The organism is Chloroflexia bacterium SDU3-3, from assembly GCA_009268125.1.
Classification (GTDB): domain Bacteria; phylum Chloroflexota; class Chloroflexia; order Chloroflexales; family Roseiflexaceae; genus SDU3-3.
The window spans coordinates 79,482-96,170 of sequence record WBOU01000021.1 but is presented as its reverse complement, the minus strand read 5'-3'; the positions used below and the strand labels follow the sequence as shown (position 1 = coordinate 96,170).

Annotated in this window: 13 protein-coding genes; 5 read left to right on the top strand and 8 right to left on the bottom strand. The window is 64.0% G+C overall.

Annotation, left to right across the window (positions count from 1 at the left end; genetic code table 11):
* From yicI to F8S13_24895, 5 genes are all read right to left on the bottom strand, one after another.
* Window positions 1-1,561: alpha-xylosidase (gene yicI, locus F8S13_24915; GenBank protein KAB8140261.1), on the bottom strand; the 1,561-nt coding region annotated here is incomplete at its 3' end.
* A 9-nt stretch (window positions 1,562-1,570) separates the two neighbouring features.
* Complete coding sequence (locus tag F8S13_24910) at window positions 1,571-2,413, bottom strand: carbohydrate ABC transporter permease (protein KAB8140260.1); 843 nt, start codon at window positions 2,411-2,413, stop codon at window positions 1,571-1,573.
* 1 nt (window position 2,414) lies between these two features.
* Window positions 2,415-3,566 carry a sugar ABC transporter permease gene (locus tag F8S13_24905; GenBank protein KAB8140259.1) on the bottom strand — a complete coding sequence of 384 codons (1,152 nt, stop codon included), beginning with the start codon at window positions 3,564-3,566 and terminating at the stop codon, window positions 2,415-2,417.
* Complete coding sequence (locus F8S13_24900; GenBank protein ID KAB8140268.1) at window positions 3,517-4,881, bottom strand: extracellular solute-binding protein; 1,365 nt, start codon at window positions 4,879-4,881, stop codon at window positions 3,517-3,519. The genes F8S13_24905 and F8S13_24900 overlap by 50 nt, the downstream gene beginning before the upstream one ends.
* A gap of 145 nt (window positions 4,882-5,026) precedes the next feature.
* The gene (locus F8S13_24895; GenBank protein ID KAB8140258.1) at window positions 5,027-6,094 is read right to left on the bottom strand and encodes a LacI family transcriptional regulator; all 1,068 of its coding nucleotides are present in this window, start codon (window positions 6,092-6,094) and stop codon (window positions 5,027-5,029) included.
* 202 nt (window positions 6,095-6,296) lie between these two features.
* Here F8S13_24895 and F8S13_24890 point away from each other — a divergent pair, with 202 nt between their 5' ends.
* Window positions 6,297-7,346, top strand: coding sequence for a Gfo/Idh/MocA family oxidoreductase (locus F8S13_24890; protein ID KAB8140257.1), 1,050 nt, complete (start codon window positions 6,297-6,299; stop codon window positions 7,344-7,346).
* A gap of 31 nt (window positions 7,347-7,377) precedes the next feature.
* Here the strand turns inward: F8S13_24890 and F8S13_24885 are convergent, their stop codons facing one another.
* A complete protein-coding gene (locus F8S13_24885) occupies window positions 7,378-8,478 on the bottom strand; it encodes a beta-lactamase family protein (GenBank protein ID KAB8140256.1) in 1,101 nt (366 codons plus the stop codon).
* On the opposite strand from F8S13_24885, the gene F8S13_24880 reads away from it, so the two are divergent.
* The 4 genes from F8S13_24880 (at window position 8,369) to F8S13_24865 (ending at window position 14,023) form a co-directional block, all read left to right on the top strand.
* Window positions 8,369-8,629: a hypothetical protein gene (locus F8S13_24880; GenBank protein ID KAB8140255.1), complete on the top strand. Its 261-nt coding sequence runs from the start codon at window positions 8,369-8,371 to the stop codon at window positions 8,627-8,629. The two genes, F8S13_24885 and F8S13_24880, sit on opposite strands and share 110 nt — an antisense overlap.
* Window positions 8,630-9,017: 388 nt before the next feature.
* Window positions 9,018-9,632 carry a sulfite oxidase-like oxidoreductase gene (locus tag F8S13_24875; GenBank protein ID KAB8140254.1) on the top strand — a complete coding sequence of 205 codons (615 nt, stop codon included), beginning with the start codon at window positions 9,018-9,020 and terminating at the stop codon, window positions 9,630-9,632.
* Window positions 9,633-9,783: 151 nt separating this feature from the next.
* Window positions 9,784-10,926, top strand: coding sequence for a hypothetical protein (locus tag F8S13_24870; protein KAB8140253.1), 1,143 nt, complete (start codon window positions 9,784-9,786; stop codon window positions 10,924-10,926).
* A gap of 34 nt (window positions 10,927-10,960) precedes the next feature.
* The gene (locus F8S13_24865; protein ID KAB8140252.1) at window positions 10,961-14,023 is read left to right on the top strand and encodes a response regulator; all 3,063 of its coding nucleotides are present in this window, start codon (window positions 10,961-10,963) and stop codon (window positions 14,021-14,023) included.
* Here F8S13_24865 and F8S13_24860 read toward each other — a convergent pair.
* Together F8S13_24860 and F8S13_24855 are read right to left on the bottom strand one after the other, a co-directional pair.
* Entirely contained in the window at window positions 14,020-14,508 is a 489-nt protein-coding gene (locus F8S13_24860) for a hypothetical protein (GenBank protein KAB8140251.1), read from the bottom strand. The genes F8S13_24865 and F8S13_24860 overlap by 4 nt on opposite strands.
* Window positions 14,509-14,621: 113 nt before the next feature.
* Window positions 14,622-16,256 (bottom strand): glucose-6-phosphate isomerase, encoded by a 1,635-nt coding sequence (locus tag F8S13_24855; protein ID KAB8140250.1) that lies wholly within the window; start codon window positions 16,254-16,256, stop codon window positions 14,622-14,624.
* Window positions 16,257-16,689: the final 433 nt, after the last annotated feature.

The window sequence follows — 16,689 nt, the reverse complement described above, 5'->3', positions numbered from 1 at the left end:
AGAGCGCGGTGTTGGGCATGCCCTCGAACCCGCCGATGTCGTGGCTCCAGAAGCCGAAGCCCGAGAGGCCCAGCGAGAGGCCGCCGCGCAGGCTCTCGGCCATGGAGGGGAAGGTCGAGTCGTTGTCGCCGCCCCAGTGCACCGGGTACTGCTGGCCGCCCGCCGTGGCCGAGCGCGCGAACACCACCGCCTCGCCCTTGCCGCGCCCTTCCTCTAGCACGTCGAAGACCACCTGGTTGTAGCGCTGGGTGTAGTAGTTGTGCATCTTCTGCGGGTCGGAGCCGTCGAAGTACACGGCGTCGGTGGGGATGCGCTCGCCGAAGTCGGTCTTGAAGGTGTCGACGCCCATAGCCATCAGGCCGCGCAGCTTGTCGGCGAACCAGGCGCAGGCGGCGGGGTTGGTGAAGTCGACGATCGCCATGCCGGGCTGCCAGAGATCCCACTGCCAGACATCGCCGTTGGCGCGCTTGATCAGGTAGCCATTGGCCGCGCCCTCGGCGAAGAGCGGGGAGCGCTGGGCGATGTAGGGGTTGATCCAGGCCGAGATGTGCAGGCCGCGGGCCTTGAGGCGCTGGAGCATGGCCTGGGGGTCGGGGAACATGCGGGTGTCCCAGACGAAGTCGCACCAGTTGAACTCGCGCATCCAGAAGCAGTCGAAGTGGAAGACGTGGAGCGGGAGGTGGCGCTCGGCCATGCCGTCGATGAAGGAGGAGACGGTGGCCTCGTCGTAGTTGGTGGTGAACGAGGTGGTGAGCCAGAGGCCAAACGACCAGGCCGGGGGCAGCGCGGGGCGGCCCGTGAGCGCGGTGTAGCGGCCCAGCACCTCCTTGGGCGTGGGCCCGTAGATCACGAAGTACTCCAGCGTGTGGCCCTCCACGCTGAACTGCACCCGCGACACCTTCTCCGACGCCACCTCAAAGCCGACCTGCTCGGGGTGGTTGACGAACACGCCATAGCCCTTGTTGGTCATGTAGAAGGGCACATTCTTGTAGGCCTGCTCGCTGCCGGTGCCGCCGTCGCGGTTCCAGGTCTCCACGGTCTGGCCGTTCTTGACAAAGGCGGTGAAGCGCTCGCCCAGGCCGTAGACGTTCTCGCCCACATCCAGCGCCAGCTCCTCGCGCATAAAGTGGCCCAGGCCGTCCACATCGATCGCCGCCGCCGCGCGGAAGCCGCTGGTGGTCAGCACCCTGCCGTCGCCCACAAAGTCCACATTCCACGGCCCGCGCGCCACCCGCGCCGAGAGCCGCCCGCTGGTGAAGGTGGCCGCCTCGGCCTCGTCGGTGATGCTCACGCTGGGGTGCGTGTCGTTGATCGTGAACTCTGGCGCTTTCTGGCGCACGCCCGCGAAGTGGGTGATCTTCACCTTGATCACATCCTCCATAGGCGAGGAGAACTCGACCGTCAGCATGGCGTGGTTCAGGCGGTCGCCGCGCCCCGGCACGTGCTTGGCGGGCGCGTAGACCGTCAGGGTGTTGTCGCTCACCGCTATATCATAGGCTTCCACCGCGTAGTTGGGGTGGACCCCATCGCGCAGCAGCCAGAATCCATCGGTAAATTTCATGGCGCGCCTCTACTTCACGCTGCCTGCGGTGATGCCGCGGGTGAGCGTGCGCTGGAACAGGATGAAGAAGACGATGCAGGGAAGGATGCCCATCAGCGCCGATGCGCTCGACATGGTCGCGTCCATGTTGTACTGGCCCTGCAGCGTGGCGATTGCCAGCGGCACGGTCTGCTTGGCGTTCGAGAGCAGCAGGATGAGCGGCAGGAAGAACTCGTTCCACGTCCAGATGAAGAAGAAGGTGAACAGCACCGAGAGCGTGGGCAGGTTGCTGGGCAGGATGATCCGCAGCAGCAGCTGCAGCTTGGTGCAGCCGTCGATATATGCCGCCTCCACGATGTCGCGCGGCAGCGTGCTGAACACCGACGAGAGCAGGTAGGTGCCGAAGGCGCTCTGGATGACCGCGAACACCAGGATGACCGAGAACTGCGTGTCGTAGATGTTGAGGGCCTTGGCGAAGAAGTAGATCGGGTAGGCCAGCGACTCCTGCGGCAGCGTGTTGGCGATCATGAAGAAGATCAGCATCATGATCCGCCCGCGCACCCTGCCGATGCCCAGCGCGAAGGCGTTGAGCAGCGAGAGCGCAACGCCCAGCACCGCCACCGAGAGGCTGATCAGCAGGCTGTTGGCCAGCTTGGTGCCGAACTCCACGCGGTTCCAGAAGTCGATGATGCCCTGCACATAGAAGCCGTGGGGCAGGCTCAGCGGGCCGCCCGCCACATATTCCGACGGCTCTTTGAAGGAGTTGATCGTCACGATGTAGAACGGGAAGAGCATCACCGCCAGGAACAGCAGCAGCAGTGCCAGCGCAATATATTTACTTACGCCGCCCGAGAGGCGTCGTGTTGTATTCATCTTAAATGTTCTCCTTCGACTGCATCTTGATGAAGACAATCGTCAGGATAACGATGATGATTGTCATAATGGTTGCGATAGATGCGCCATAGCCGACGCGGTTTGTACCGCCGAAGAAGTTCTGGTAGGCGAAGTAGGAGGGCACCAGGGTCGCATTGCCAGGGCCGCCACGGGTGAGCACAAAGATCGGGCCAAAGACCTTGAGCGCCGCGATCACGGTGGTGAGCACCACCACAAAGATCTCGGGCTGGATGATGCGGATGGTGATGTAGTAGAAGCGCTGCAGCCAGGTCGCGCCGTCGATCGACGCCGCCTCCAGCAGCTCGGGGTCCACGCGCTGCAGCCCGGCCATGAAGATCACCAGCGGGTAGCCGATCTGGAACCAGATCATGATCACCATCACGGTGCCCAGCGCGGTGCTAGCGTCGCCCAGCCAGTTGTGGGCCAGCGAGGTGGTGTTGGTGGCCTTGGCCAGGCCGTCGAGCAGCCAGTTGAGCACGCCGGTGCCGGGCTGCAGGATCCAGCCCCACACCACGCCGGCGATCGCCACCGGCAAGATCTGCGGCAGGTAGAAGCCCGCGCGGAAGAAGCTGGTGATGCCCTTGCCGCGCTTGAACACGCGGGCGATGTAGTCGAAGAGGAAGGTGGCCAGGAACAGGCCGACGATCGTGGGGACGATCGTCATAGCGACGATCATGGCCAGGTTGTTGCGGAACGAGGCCCAGAAGGCCTTGTCTTGAAACAGCCGGATGTAGTTCTCGAAGCCGATAAACTTGGGGTTACGGATGCCGTTCCAGTTGGTGAAGCTGATGCCGATATTCATCAGCAGCGGCAGGATGATGATAAATATAAAAAGAATGAGGCCTGGCACCAGAAATGGCCAGTAGCCTTTATTCAGCGTAGATGCCTTACGTGCCACGGAGCAGCCCCTCTCTACAAGCAGTGCGCGATGGTGGACGAAAAATGTGTGCGCAGCCGCCTGCGGCCTAACATACTGCACGGTTCCCTGCGTTGAGTAGATGTATCTGCGGCAGCACGGCAGGGGAGCGAGCGCTGCCAGTTCGAAGGGGGCGGGCGAGCATGGCCCGCCCCCCACGCATGCGTTACGAACCCATCGCGTCCTTGTTATCCTTGTACGGGATCGCGATCTCATCCAGCACCTCGGCGGGGGCCTTCGCGCCCGAGAGCAGCTCCTGCACGCCAGCCACCAGGGTGTCGTAGTAGCCCGGCACCGGCCAGTCGGGGTAGAAGGCCAGGCCGTCGCTCTTCACCACCGTGTCGAAGTTCTGGATCAGCTCCTTGACCTTGGGGTCGGTGATCTTGGACACGTCGGCGTTGATCGGCACGCCACCGGCGTTACCAAGGATGGTCTGGATGTCCTGCTTCAGCGTGATCTCGATGAAGTCGTAGGCCAGGTCCTTGTTCTTCGAGTTCTCGGGGATCACCCACAGGTTGCCACCCGAGCCGGGGTGCAGCTTGTTGCCGGGGAACAGGAAGGTGCCCCACTCGAAGCCCTTGATCTCGGTCATGAAGCGGCCATACCACCAGCTGCCCGAGATCATCATGGGGTAGGTGCCGTTCTCGAATGCCACGCCCATGTCCTCGGCCTTCATGCCCGTCGCGTCCTTGCTGATGTAGCCCTTCTGCACCCAGTCCACCAGGCGCTCGGCGCCGTAGGTGAACTCGGGGCCCTTGAAGTCCACATCGCCCTGGTACAGCTCGTAGGCGTTCACGAAGTCGCGGTTGGCCTTGCTCAGCGCCAGCGTGTAGAAAATCTGCTGGGCCGGGTACTCTGCGCCGCCCACGGCCAGCGGGGTCACGCCGGCTTTCACGAAGGTGTCCATCGCCGCCTCGAACTCATCGAAGGTGGTGGGGACGGTGACGCCGTACTTCTCGAACATCGCCTTGTTGTAGTACACCATCACGTACTCGCCGTAGTTGGTGACGCCGTACCACTTGCCCGAGCCCATCACACCTTTGTCATCGTAGAGGCTGGTGGTCTGAAGGCTGGGGCTGAGAATCTTATCCCACCCGCGCTTGGTCGCCTCATCGGTCATGTCGGTCAGCAGGCCCTGCGAGGCCAGCAGGCCGGCGGTGGCGTTCCCCTTGTTGTACTCCATCACGTCTGGGGCCTGGTCGGAGTTCAGCACCATGTTGGCGGTCTGGCGGATCTGCTCGAAGCCCTTCTGCTCGAACTCGACCTTGACGCCGGGGTGGCTGGCCTCGAACTGCTTGATGGCCTCGGCCCAGGCCGCGCCCATCGCGCCCTGCGGCGACTCGTAGTGCCACAGGCGCAGCACGCGGCCCTCGCCCGTGGTGGCCGCTGCGGTCGGCTCGGCTGCTGCCGTGGTCGGCTCGGCTGCTGTGGCTGCGGTCGGCTCGGCTGCCGCAGCCGTGGTCGGCTGGGGGGCCACAGCGGTTGGCTGGGTGGCTGCGCCGCCGCCACATGCGGCTATGCTGAAGGCCATGATGCTGGCTGAGAACGCCATTCCAAACCGTGAAAACGTACGAGACATCTCATCCTCCTTGTTGAGCTTCGTCGATTCTCTGACGGAAATTGGGGATAGAGCTACGATCGTATGGGTTCCTTCTTCGGCGGTGCGGTCCCTCCCTTCAGGATACGGTGCGGCTTTTGGCCAGCCGCTCGTGCGGCGGGGGCGCAGAGCTGCCTCGCACATCCAGGTGGCATGGGATGACCATCTGGGGCGGCTCTAGCTCCTTCGTGTCCAGCTGCTGGATGAGCTGGAGCACGCTCAGGCGGCCTATCTCGGCGCTTGGCGAGGTCATCGTCGTCAGCGGCGGCACGCTCATGTCGGCCACGCGCTCCGAGGAGACGATCGAGACAAGCGAGAAGTGTTCGGGGACTTTCCAGCCCTGCTCGCCTACGGCCTGCAGCACGCCTGGGATGGCGCGCTCGTTCATGGCGACCATGGCGGTGATATCGGGGCACTCGTCGAGCAGGCTGCTCAGCGCGGCGTGGCCAGCCGCAGGGGTGGCGGCGCAGCGCCGGATGTAGCCAGCGATCTGGTGGCGCGCCACCGCCTGCTGGAAGCTGGCCTCGGCGCGGATCACCGGGCCGTAGCCGGTGTTGAATTCGGTCTGTGATTGGTTGAGAAAGGCGATCTGGGTGTGGCCCAGCTCGTAGAGGTAGCGCACGGTGTCGCTGCACGCCTGGGCGAAGTCGACATCGACATAGCTGATGCCCTGCGAGTTGTCGGTGCGCCCGATCAGCACGAAGGGCAGCTCGCTGGCCCGCAGCAGCTCGATCCGCTCGTCGTGGAGGTGGACCTCCATCATGATCACGCCATCGACGAGGCCCTGCTGCATCAAGTGGCGCAGCCCCTCGGCGTCGGAGATCACCGAGGACCACAGCACCAGGTTGTAGCCCTGCTCCATGGCCGCGTCGGTTGCGCCAGAGACAAATTCAAGCTCGGTGACGCCCAGCCCGCGCTCGGGGATGGGGAAGAGCAGCGCGAGGATGCGGCTGCGTTTGCTGGCCAGGCCGCGCGCCAGCACGTGCGGGCGGTAGCCCAGCTCTTCCATGGCGGTGAAGATGCGCTGTCGTGTCTCCTGCGAGATGGGCCGTGTGCCGTTGAGGGCATACGAGACCGTACTCAGAGAAACGCCTGCTCGCTTGGCAACATCAAGCATGGTTGGCATCAGTACCCCACGGCGGCTCATGGCCTACTGGTGCGGATCATCCCGCTATCGAAACGCATAGTCGAAACGCTTCGATCTCAATAGTAATACAAACAAAATCGCGTGTCAAGACTGGTGGGGCTGAATTATTTGTCTGCCAAAATAATTGACATTTTGGCCGTGTATGCTTGCCGAGGTGGTATGATGCGGCCATGCAGCGCCGCCTCTGAAAGCGAGGGTGCCGATGAACCTACACCCGCCCGTGCGTTTCGCCGCCATTGGCCTGAATCACGGCCACATCTACAGCATGGTCGAGAGCCTGCTGGCCGCCGGTGCCCAGCTTGTCGCATGTTTTGCCGAGGAGCCAGATCTCGCCTCTTCGTTTTTGGCCACGTTTCCGCAGGCGAGATTTGCTCGTTCAGCTGCCGAAATCCTCGAAGACCCGACCATCGCGCTGCTGGCCAGCGCCGCCATCCCCGCCGAGCGCGCCGCGCTGAGCGTGGCCGCCATGCGCCACGGTAAGGATGTGCTGGTGGCCAAGCCGGGGGCCACCACGCTGGCCCAGCTGGAGGAGGTGCGCCGCGCCCAGGCCGAGACGGGCCGCATCTACTCGGTGTTCTTCAGCGAGCGCCTGGGCAACCACGCCACCGTGCGGGCGGGCCAGCTGGTGCAGGCCGGGGCGATCGGCCAGGTCGTGCAGACGCTTGGCCTGGGGCCGCACCGCCTGGGCCTGGCCAGCCGCCCGGCGTGGTTCTTCCAGCCCGAGCGCGCGGGCGGCATCCTGGCCGACATCGCCTCGCATCAGGTCGACCAGTTCCTGTTCTTCACCGGCTCGACCAGCGCGCAGGTGGTGGCCGCGCAGGTGGCCAACTACGCCCACCCCCAGCAGCCCACGCTTGAAGATTTTGGCGACATGACGCTGCGCAGCCCCAGCGCCACCGGCTACATCCGCGTCGACTGGCTGACGCCCGATGGGCTGCCCACATGGGGCGATGGCCGCCTCGTCATCCTCGGCACCGAGGGCTATATCGAGCTGCGCAAGTATGTGGACATCGCCGGGAGGCCCGGCGGCAGCCACCTGTTCCTCTGCGACGCGCGGCAGACCAGCTACGTGCCCTGCGAGGATGTCGAGCTGCCCTTCGCCCGCCAGCTGCTGGCCGACATCCGCGACCGCACCGCTACCTCCATGCCCCAGGGTCACGTATTCCTGGCCAGCGAGCTAGCCCTGCGCGCCCAGGCCCAGGCGGCGCGGCTGGGCTTTCTGGCCCATGAAAAAACGCCCGCCAGCTCCTAGTCGAGCGGCGGGCGTTTTTGTGGCGCTTGGCCTATTTAGGGAAGAGCATGCGCGCGATCCGCGCGGCGATCGCATCCGAGTCGGCGCTGTGCATATTCGAGAGCACCACGATCGTGCTGCGGTCGGCGGGGTAGCGCCACACTACCGTCTTGCACCCATCCATGTCGCCCGAGTGGCCGTAGCGCAGGTGCCCGCTGTCATCCACGATCTTCCAGCCGTAGCCGTAGCTCTTCAGGTAGGGCGTGAACATCTCATCCAGCTGCGCGCGCGGCAGCAGCTGCTCGGTGTAGAGCGCCTGATCCCACAGGTACATGTCGTCGGCGGTGGAGTAGACCGCGCCCGCCGAGAACAGCGTGGTGGTGTCCAGCGGTGCGGCCAGCGAGCTGAAGCCCTGGTAGGGCAGCGCCCAGTTTTCGCCTGGCGTGGGCTCGTAGCTCACGCCGGAGTTGTGCATGCCCAGCGGCGTGAAAATGTGGTCGCGCAGGAAATCGCCGTAGCGCTGGCCCGACACCTTCTCGATCACGATCCCCAGCAGCACGTAGCCGCTGTTGCCATAGGCGTAGGTTGACCCCGGCTCGGTTACTGGCCACTGACCGCGCAGTTTCTCCAGCAGCTGCTCGGGCGTGGTTGGGTTCATCTGGGTCTGTTCGTAGCTAGGGAAATCGGTGTAGTTGGGCAGCCCGTGGGTGTGGGTCAGCAGGTGCTTGATAGTGATGGCACGCCAGCGCTCCGGGCAGTCGCTGATATAGTTGCACAGCGGGTCATCCACGCCCAGCTTGCCCGCGGCCACCAGCTGCATCACCGCCATGGCGGTGAACTGTTTGGTGACCGATGCCAGCCGCAGCCGCGTGTTGGCCGTGTTCATTGCGCCGGTGTCGATATTGGCAGGCCCGTACCCACGGCTCAGCAGCACGCTGCCGCGGTGCACCACCAGCACCGCGCCATGGAAGCGTTTGGCGGCCACCAGATTGTTCAGGTAGGTATCGATCGCGTCGCCCAGGCCGGCGCGCGGCGGGGCGTCGGTGGGCAGCGGGGTGGGCGTGGCGGTTGCGGTGGGCAGCGGGGTGGGCGTGGCGGTGGGCGTGAGCGTGGGGGTAGGGGTGGCGGTGCGCTTCTTGCGCTCCTCGGCCATGGGGTCGCGCGGCGCGGCCTTGGCCGCCAGCATGTCGTGGCCCCGCGCCGCAGGCGGCGCTGGCACCATGCTGATCGCCCCGACGATCAGAAAGACCCCCAGAAAGCATGCGCCGAGCGCCGATCTTCCAGATAGTTGCAGCATAGCGTAGGGGTGCTCCAAACACGCGCAGCGAGGTGGTAGGAGGCACGGTCGATCATGGGTCGTGCGTGGTGCTCAGCGCTGCTCGATCTGCCCATTCATTCAGAGCCGCCATCATACGCGAGCCACGTATACGTGTCAACTTGTATGTAGCGCGATCGTACCATGGCCCTGCAAAACATCCGGCCAGCGCCTCTTGGGCTAGCGGGCATGCCTGCGGCTCTCCAAGCCGTTCTCGCGTTCGTGCCTGTGTGGTGGATCTGCGCTTGGGCTGATTTGGTGTCTTGGCAGAAACGTTCAGCATGAGCGGACGCTTGGTGGTATCATTTCTGCACGGTCTGCCCAGGAAAAGCAGGGTATCCTGTCGGCGCATCGCCCGAGAAGAGAAAGGGAGAGAGATGTTTGACTCATTCCGCAAGAAGTTCGATCGCTCCACCCCCGAGGTGCAGGATCGCATCCCGCCCGGCCAGTATCTGACCGAGAAATTCCCCGTCCTCCACTATGGTGATGTGCCGCACTACACCAACCTAGAGGAGACCTGGGATCTGCGGATCTGGGGCGAGATCGCCGAGCCCAAGCGCTTTTCGTATGCCGAGTTCCGCGCGCTGCCTACTACCACGATCACCACCGACATCCACTGCGTCACCCGCTGGTCGAAGCTGGACACCACCTGGACCGGCGTGCAGTTCAAAGAGCTGCTCAAGCACATCCCGCCGCTCAGCGACGATGCGCGCTTCCTAGTGTTCCACTGCGAGCAGGGCTTCACCGCCAATGTGCCGATCGACCTCATGATGGATGATGGCGCCATGCTGGCCTATCGCTACGATGGGCAGGAGCTAACCCCCGAGCACGGCTACCCGCTGCGCTCGCTGGTGCCCCACAAGTATTTTTGGAAGAGCGCCAAGTGGCTGCGCGGTATCGAGATCCTAAAAGAGGATCGCTACGGCTTCTGGGAGCGCTACGGCTACAACAACCACGCCGACCCGTGGAAGGAGGAGCGCTACTCCGAGTAGCAGCCCCACGCCCTCGCTGCGCTAGCAGCATCGGCGATTTGCTGCCCAATTGTTGTCATGTCGATAATGTCTTGGCTGGTGCCCGCCCGTACAATACACACCAAGTTGCTGCGGTCAGCGCAGCTTGCTAGTGCCATACCCAGGAGTCGCTATGCATATTGAGCAGATGCACTGGAATTCGGCATCAGGGTGGGTACCACTGCCTCCAGAAGGCACGATCGACACGGCCCAGCTGGTGCTAGTGTTTGGCTCGCGGGCGCTGCTGATGCAGCCCAGCCTGCGCCAGCAGATCCGCGCGTGGTACCCCGCCGCCACGCTGGTGGGCTGTTCGACCGCTGGCGAGATCTACGACACCCAGGTGCTTGATGACTCGCTGGTGGTCACGGCCATCCAGTTCTCCTCATCCCGTGTGGCCAGCGCCATGGTCCCGATCGAACATGTGGGCCAGAGCCACGATGCTGGTGCCCAGCTGGCCCAGCAGCTGCCCCCCGACGATCTCGCCCACGTCCTCGTCTTCTCCGAGGGCCTGCATGTCAACGGCAGCGAGCTAGTGCACGGCCTGATCGAGAACCTGCCGCCGCATGTGCGGGTCACCGGCGGCCTGTCTGCGGATGGGCCACACTTCAATCAGACATGCGTGCTGTACAACGAGATCGCCTCGCCCGATATTGTGGTGGCGGTGGGCCTCTATGGCCAGCAGCTGCAGGTGGGCTATGGCTCCATGGGCGGCTGGGACTCCTTCGGCCCCGAGCGCCTAGTCACGCGGGCCGAGGCCAATGTGCTCTACGAGCTGGATGGCACCTCGGCCCTGGCCCTCTACAAGCGCTATCTGGGCGAGCACGCCGCCGATCTGCCAGCCAGCGGCCTGCTGTTCCCGCTCAGTATCTCGCCTGGCCCTGGCGAGCCGAGCATTGTCCGCACCATCCTCGCAGTGAATGAGGCCGATCAGAGCATCACCTTCGCCGGCGACATCCCCGAGGGCGCGTACGCGCGGCTGATGCGCGCCAACTTTGACCGGCTGATCGATGGCGCGATCGGGGCGGCATCCTCCAGCGTCCAGCGGATCGGCGACTTCACCGCCGAGCTAGCTCTGCTGATCAGCTGCGTCGGGCGCAAGCTGGTGCTGCAGCAGCGGATCGAAGAGGAGGTCGAGGGCGTGCGCGAGACCCTGGGTGCGCAGCCCGTGCTCACAGGGTTCTACTCGTATGGCGAGATCTCGCTGCTTGAGGCCACGGGCGACTGCGCGCTGCACAACCAGACCATGACGATTACGCTGCTTTCCGAGGCACCTTAGCTCTGCGCATCCGGCCAGATCGGAACATAACGGTATGCATAGGCTCCTTCAACGACAGATCAAGCGGTTTCTTGGCGATGCCCCGCTCTCGCCAGAGCTGGCAGGCTTTCTCGATGCGGTGAATGCCAGCTACCTGCAGGCAGACACCGACCGTGCGATGCTTGAGCGCTCGCTTGAGCTGACATCGCAGGAGCTGCGGAGCGCCTACTCAAATATGCGGGCGGTGTACGAGCAGCTGGTCAACAGCAGCATCGATGGGATCTTTGCCTTTGACCACCGCTACGCCATCCAGGTCTGGAACCCTGAGATGCAGCGTATCACCGGCATGAGCCGGACCCATGTGATCGGTAAGTCGCTGCTGGATATCTTTTCTGGGCTTGAAGGCTCGCTTGAGGCAGGCCAGATGCGCGCGGCCCTGCTTGGCAGCACCAGCACCAGCGAGCACCGCTCGCTGCTGGCCGCCGCCGAGCAATCCAAGCGACTGTTCGAGAGCCACTACTCGCCGCTGCGCAATGAGCACCAGGTCATCACCGGCGGCCTCGTGGTCATCCGCGATATCACTGAGCGCAAGCAGGTGGAGCAGGCGCTGCAGCAGCAGCTGCGCGAGACCCTGCTGCTCAATCGTGTGAGCACCGCCGCCACCTCGGCCCACGACCCCAACCAGATCCTCCAGATCGTCTGCGAGGAGCTGGCACTCATGATGGGGCTGCCACAGTCGGCGTGCACCACGCTGAGCGCCGACGGCACCGAGCTGCAGGTGATCGCCGAGTACTGCGAGCCGGGCCGGGTCTCGGCGCTGGGGCTACGCATCCCGCTTGCCGGGAATGATGCCAGCCTTCAGGTGATCACCACCAAAGAGCCGGTGGTGCTGACGAATGCCCAGACCGACCCGCGCGCCACCGGATTTCACGAGATCGGTCGTCAGCGCGGCACGGTGTCGCTGCTGATCATCCCGATCATCATTCGCGATAGGGTGATCGGCACGCTGGGCCTTGACTCGCCCGTGTCGCGTGCCTTCACCCCCGAGGAGATCGCGATCGCCCAGAAGGTGGCGCTGACCATCAGCCAGTCGCTGGAGAACGCGCGGCTGTACAGCGAGGTCCAGCAGGAGCTGGCCGAGCGGCGCAGGGTTGAGGCCGAGCGCGAACAGACCTACCTAGAGCTGCTGCGGGCCAAGGAATCGGCGGAGGCCGCCACCAAGGCCAAATCGGCCTTTTTGGCCACCATGAGCCACGAGATCCGCACGCCGCTGAACGGGATCATTGGTATGACCGGCCTGCTGCTCGATACCGAGCTTTCTGATGAGCAGCACCAGTTTGCCGATACGGTGCGGCGCTCGGGCGAGTCGCTGATGACCATCATCAATGATATTCTTGATTTTTCGAAGATCGAGGCTGGCAAGCTGGATCTTGAGCCGATGTCCTTTCCCTTTCGCGGCGTGCTGGAGGACGTGATCGAGATGTTCGCCGATCTGGCGGAGCGTAAGTCGATCACAATCGGCACAATTGTCGGCCCCGACATTCCCACCATGGTGTATGGTGACTCTGGGCGCTTTCGGCAGGTGCTGGTCAATTTGGTCGGGAATGCGCTGAAGTTTACTAACCATGGCGAGGTTATTGTCCAGGCGCATCTGGCCGAGCGCGATGCCCAGGGGGTGCTGGTGCAGATCGATATCGAAGATACTGGCATCGGTATATCGGAAGATGTGCAGTCCCAGCTGTTTCAGCCCTTCACGCAGGCCGATAGCTCGACCACGCGGCTGTATGGCGGCACTGGCCTGGGGCTGGCGATCTGCCACCAGCTGGTGGCAATGATGGGCGGATCGATGGGCCTTACCAGCCAGGTAGGCCAAGGCTCGACGTTCTCGTTTTCGCTGCGCCTGGGGGTCAGTGCGGATGCGCCTGCTGAGCATAGCCTGAGAGACCAGCAGCTGCGCGGCAAGCGGCTGTTGCTGGTGGGCGGCAATGCCCATGAGCAAAACCTCTTCCGCCGCATGCTGGAGCCATGGGGCATGGTAGTGACAGGCAGCTCCAGCATGCTTACGGCGATCACCACGCTGCGCCAGGCGCTACAGCGCGGCGCGGGCTACGATGCTGTGGCTATTGATGTGGATGCATCGAGCATGAACGGCATGTCGCTCGCGCGCGCGATCAAGAACGATGCGCTGCTGCGGGATGTTCCCATTATGCTGGTTGTGCCCTATGGGAAGCGCCTGCCAGGGCCGTTGTCCGGCATCACTGCACAGCTGAACAAGCCGCTGCGGCAAAGCCAGCTCTACCACGCCCTGCTTATGGCGTTCGGAGTGCAGCCCGCACAATCTTCTGACCCTGCCGCCAGCGCCGTGGTGCTGGCCCCGCCGCAGATCAATGCGCGGATCTTGGTGGTGGAAGATAATGCGGTGAATCAGCAGGTGACCGCCCGCATGCTTGAGCGGCTGGGCTACCGCGTCGATCTGGCCGCCAATGGCAAAGAGGCCCTGATATCACTGAGCCAGATCCCCTATAACCTTGTGCTGATGGACTGCCACATGCCCGAGATGGATGGCTTCACGGCCACCGCCGAGATCCGGCAACGCGAGGACGGGCGTCGCATCCCGATCATCGCGCTTACCGCCAATGCTCTGCAGGGCGAGCGCGAGCGCTGCATCGCGGCTGGTATGGATGACTATCTCTCGAAGCCGGTGCAGAGCCAGGCGCTTTCTGCCGTGCTGGCCCGCTGGCTTGCCCAGGAGAGCGCCGCCCCGCCACTGGATGATCCTACCCTTGACCCGCAGGTGATAAGCGAGCTGCGCGCGGTCGAGATCGACAATACCGTGCTGGTCGAGATGAAGGATGCGATGCTGGCCCAGGCCCAGGAGAGCATCGGTAAGGCCCGCGTGGCGGCATCCCAGGGCGACGCCGCCACCGTGGCGCGCGTGGCCCACTTGATGAAAGGCAATAGCGCCACGCTTGGCGCGCAGCGTTTTGCCCAGATGTGGGCTACGCTTGAGCAGCATGGCAAGGCGGGCGATCTGGCGGTTGCCGAACCCCTGCTCGCCGCGCTGAGCAGCGAGCTGGCGCACCTTGATGGCGCGTTTCGGGCCATGGGTATTGTCTAGATGCCCGGCTGTTTGCCGCTGAAGATGTATTCTACCTGCGCGAGGTAGGGGGCCTTGGCGGGTAGGAAGAGCGCGGTGCAGGCCGATGATGAATCGGCTGGGATCGCGCTCTTTTTGATGCCCGATGACCGGATGGCCTCCACAAAGGCGTCGTAGCTAGTGTAGCGATGGATGTGCGGCAGGCTCTCCACGCCCTCGGTGTCATCGTAGCGGCCCTTGCGCGGGGCTTCGCGGGTGTGCTGGTGCTGCTCGGTATCGTCGTAGCTGCCTTTGGGGCGGTCGTGCGCATCGGCGTCGTCGAAGGTGCCCACGCGCTGCTCCTTGGCATCCTCGTCGCTGAAGGTGCCCACGCGGGTGTGCTCGTCGCTGGCGGGGCTGAAGTGCGCGACCTGGATGTCGTTGGTGGGCACGCCCATCGACATCAGGTGGTTGGCGATCTGGTAGGCCTCGTTGGGGTCGGGGGTGATCAGCAGAGGAGTGACCATGGTTTTGCCTTTCCTTTCTGAGCGCCGCGCGGCGCAGTTGCTGTTAGAAGGAAAAGCAAACAGTGTTCCACCAAAAGCCCACGCCGCGCGGCGTGGGCTTTTGGTGGTTCGGGCTAGGCGTCGCGCTGGGCGCGGAAGCGGCTGATCAGCGTATTGGTCGAGCTGTCGTGGCCCAGCGCGGGCGCGGCCTGCGACTCAAGCTCGGGGATGATCCGGCTGGCCAGGGCCTTGCCTAGCTCGACGCCCCACTGGTCGAACGAGTTGATGTTCCAGATCACGCCCTGGGTGAAGACGGCGTGCTCGTAGAGGGCCACCAGCTTGCCCAGCACCGCCGGGGTCAGCTGCTCGATGAGCAGGGTAGAAGAGGGGCGGTTGCCCTCGAAGGTGCGGTGGGGGATGAGCCACTCGGCCACGCCGTCGGCGCGCACCTGCTCGGGCGTCTTGCCGAAGGCCAGCGCCTCGGCCTGGGCGAACATGTTGGCCATCAGCAGGTTGTGGTGGCGGCCCAGCGGGTTGAGGGTCTTGCTGAAGCCGATGAAGTCGCACGGGATAAGCTTGGTGCCCTGGTGGATCAGTTGGTAGAACGAGTGCTGGCCGTTGGTGCCCGGCTCGCCCCAGTAGATCGCGCCGGTCTGGTAGTCCACCCGCGCGCCGTCCAGCGTGGTCGATTTGCCGTTGCTCTCCATGGTGAGCTGCTGGAGGTAGGCGGGGAAGCGCTTGAGGTACTGGTCGTAGGGCAGCACGGCGGTGGTCTCGGCCCCAAAGAAGTTGGTGTACCACAGGCCCAGCAGGCCCATGATCGCCGGGATGTTCTGTGCCAGCGGGGCGCTGCGGAAGTGCTCGTCCATCTCGTGGAATCCGGCCAGCAGCTCGCGGAAGCCATCGGGGCCGATCGCGATCATGGTCGAGAGGCCGATGGCGCTGTCCATCGAGTAGCGTCCGCCGACCCAATCCCAGAAGCCAAACATGTTGGCGGTGTCGATGCCGAACGTGCTTACCTCGGCGGCGTTGGTGGAGACGGCCACGAAGTGCCGGGCCACCGCCGCATCGTCGGCCAGCGCGCCCAGCAGCCAGGTGCGTGCGGTGTGGGCGTTGGTCATCGTCTCCTGGGTGGTGAAGGTCTTAGAGGCCACAATGAACAGCGTCTCGGCGGGGTCGAGGTCGTGGGTGGCCTCGGCGAAGTCGGTGCCGTCCACATTCGACACAAAGCGGAACACCATGTCGCGGCGGGTGTAGTGGCGCAGGGCCTCGTAGGCCATCACCGGGCCAAGGTCCGACCCGCCGATGCCGATGTTGACGATGTTGCGGATGGGCTTGCCGGTGTGGCCCAGCCACACGCCGTTGCGGATCTGGTCGGCGAAGGCCGCCATGCGGTCGAGCACGGCGTGCACCTCGGGGACCACATTCTCGCCATCGACGATGATGCTGGCGTCGCGCGGGGCGCGCAGCGCGGTGTGCAGCACGGCGCGCTGCTCGGTGGCGTTGATCTTCTCGCCCGAGTACATCGCCTCGATGCGCTCGGCCAGACCAGCCTCCTCGGCCAGGGCGATCAGCAGCGCGATGGTCTCGCGGGTGATGCGGTGCTTGGAGTAGTCGAAGTAGAGCCCGGCGGCCTCGATCACCAGATCCTGGCCGCGCGCCGGATCCTCGGCAAACAGCTGGCGCAGATGCAGATCGCGGATCTCGGCGGCGTGTGCGGACAGCGCCTGGTATGCTGGGCGCTGGGTCAGCGATAGGTTGTTCGACATAGAAATCCTCATCAGCGCGGGAGATCGGCTCTCCTGCACGCTTATCCTCACGTTACCTTGCGACCATTATACGCGCCATCGCGGTTTTCTTAGCGATGTTGTTGGGGCGTATCGGTAATCAGATCGCGACGTAGCGATCTTTCCAGACAACTATGCGCGCTCAGGCGATTGCCTACAGGGTCTATGCGTTCTCCCTTGGCAGAACGTTTTTACCACGAAGGCGCAAAGACACGAAGGGAAAAACCGATTCACCACAGCATGCGCAGCGTCATCAGACAGAACGCATAGACCCTGGATTGCCTAATCCCAACGGTGCATCTGGTGATTGCCCATGGTATACTATTTTCGCCTAGCCGCAAATTTCTCTCGCAAGGTATCCGCTCCGGTGCTCTTCTGCCTCTGCGGGCAGTTTGTGTCTTGGCTCCTACTCGCC

Coding starts and splice junctions, on each gene's coding strand:
- F8S13_24910 (KAB8140260.1), bottom strand. CDS start 2,413: ATGAATACAACACGACGCCTCTCGGGCGGCGTAAGTAAATATATTGCG.
- F8S13_24905 (KAB8140259.1), bottom strand. CDS start 3,566: ATGAGATCGCGATCCCGTACAAGGATAACAAGGACGCGATGGGTTCGT.
- F8S13_24900 (KAB8140268.1), bottom strand. CDS start 4,881: ATGGCCTTCAGCATAGCCGCATGTGGCGGCGGCGCAGCCACCCAGCCA.
- F8S13_24895 (KAB8140258.1), bottom strand. CDS start 6,094: ATGAGCCGCCGTGGGGTACTGATGCCAACCATGCTTGATGTTGCCAAG.
- F8S13_24890 (KAB8140257.1), top strand. CDS start 6,297: ATGAACCTACACCCGCCCGTGCGTTTCGCCGCCATTGGCCTGAATCAC.
- F8S13_24885 (KAB8140256.1), bottom strand. CDS start 8,478: ATGGCCGAGGAGCGCAAGAAGCGCACCGCCACCCCTACCCCCACGCTC.
- F8S13_24875 (KAB8140254.1), top strand. CDS start 9,018: ATGTTTGACTCATTCCGCAAGAAGTTCGATCGCTCCACCCCCGAGGTG.
- F8S13_24870 (KAB8140253.1), top strand. CDS start 9,784: ATGCATATTGAGCAGATGCACTGGAATTCGGCATCAGGGTGGGTACCA.
- F8S13_24865 (KAB8140252.1), top strand. CDS start 10,961: ATGCATAGGCTCCTTCAACGACAGATCAAGCGGTTTCTTGGCGATGCC.
- F8S13_24860 (KAB8140251.1), bottom strand. CDS start 14,508: ATGGTCACTCCTCTGCTGATCACCCCCGACCCCAACGAGGCCTACCAG.
- F8S13_24855 (KAB8140250.1), bottom strand. CDS start 16,256: ATGTCGAACAACCTATCGCTGACCCAGCGCCCAGCATACCAGGCGCTG.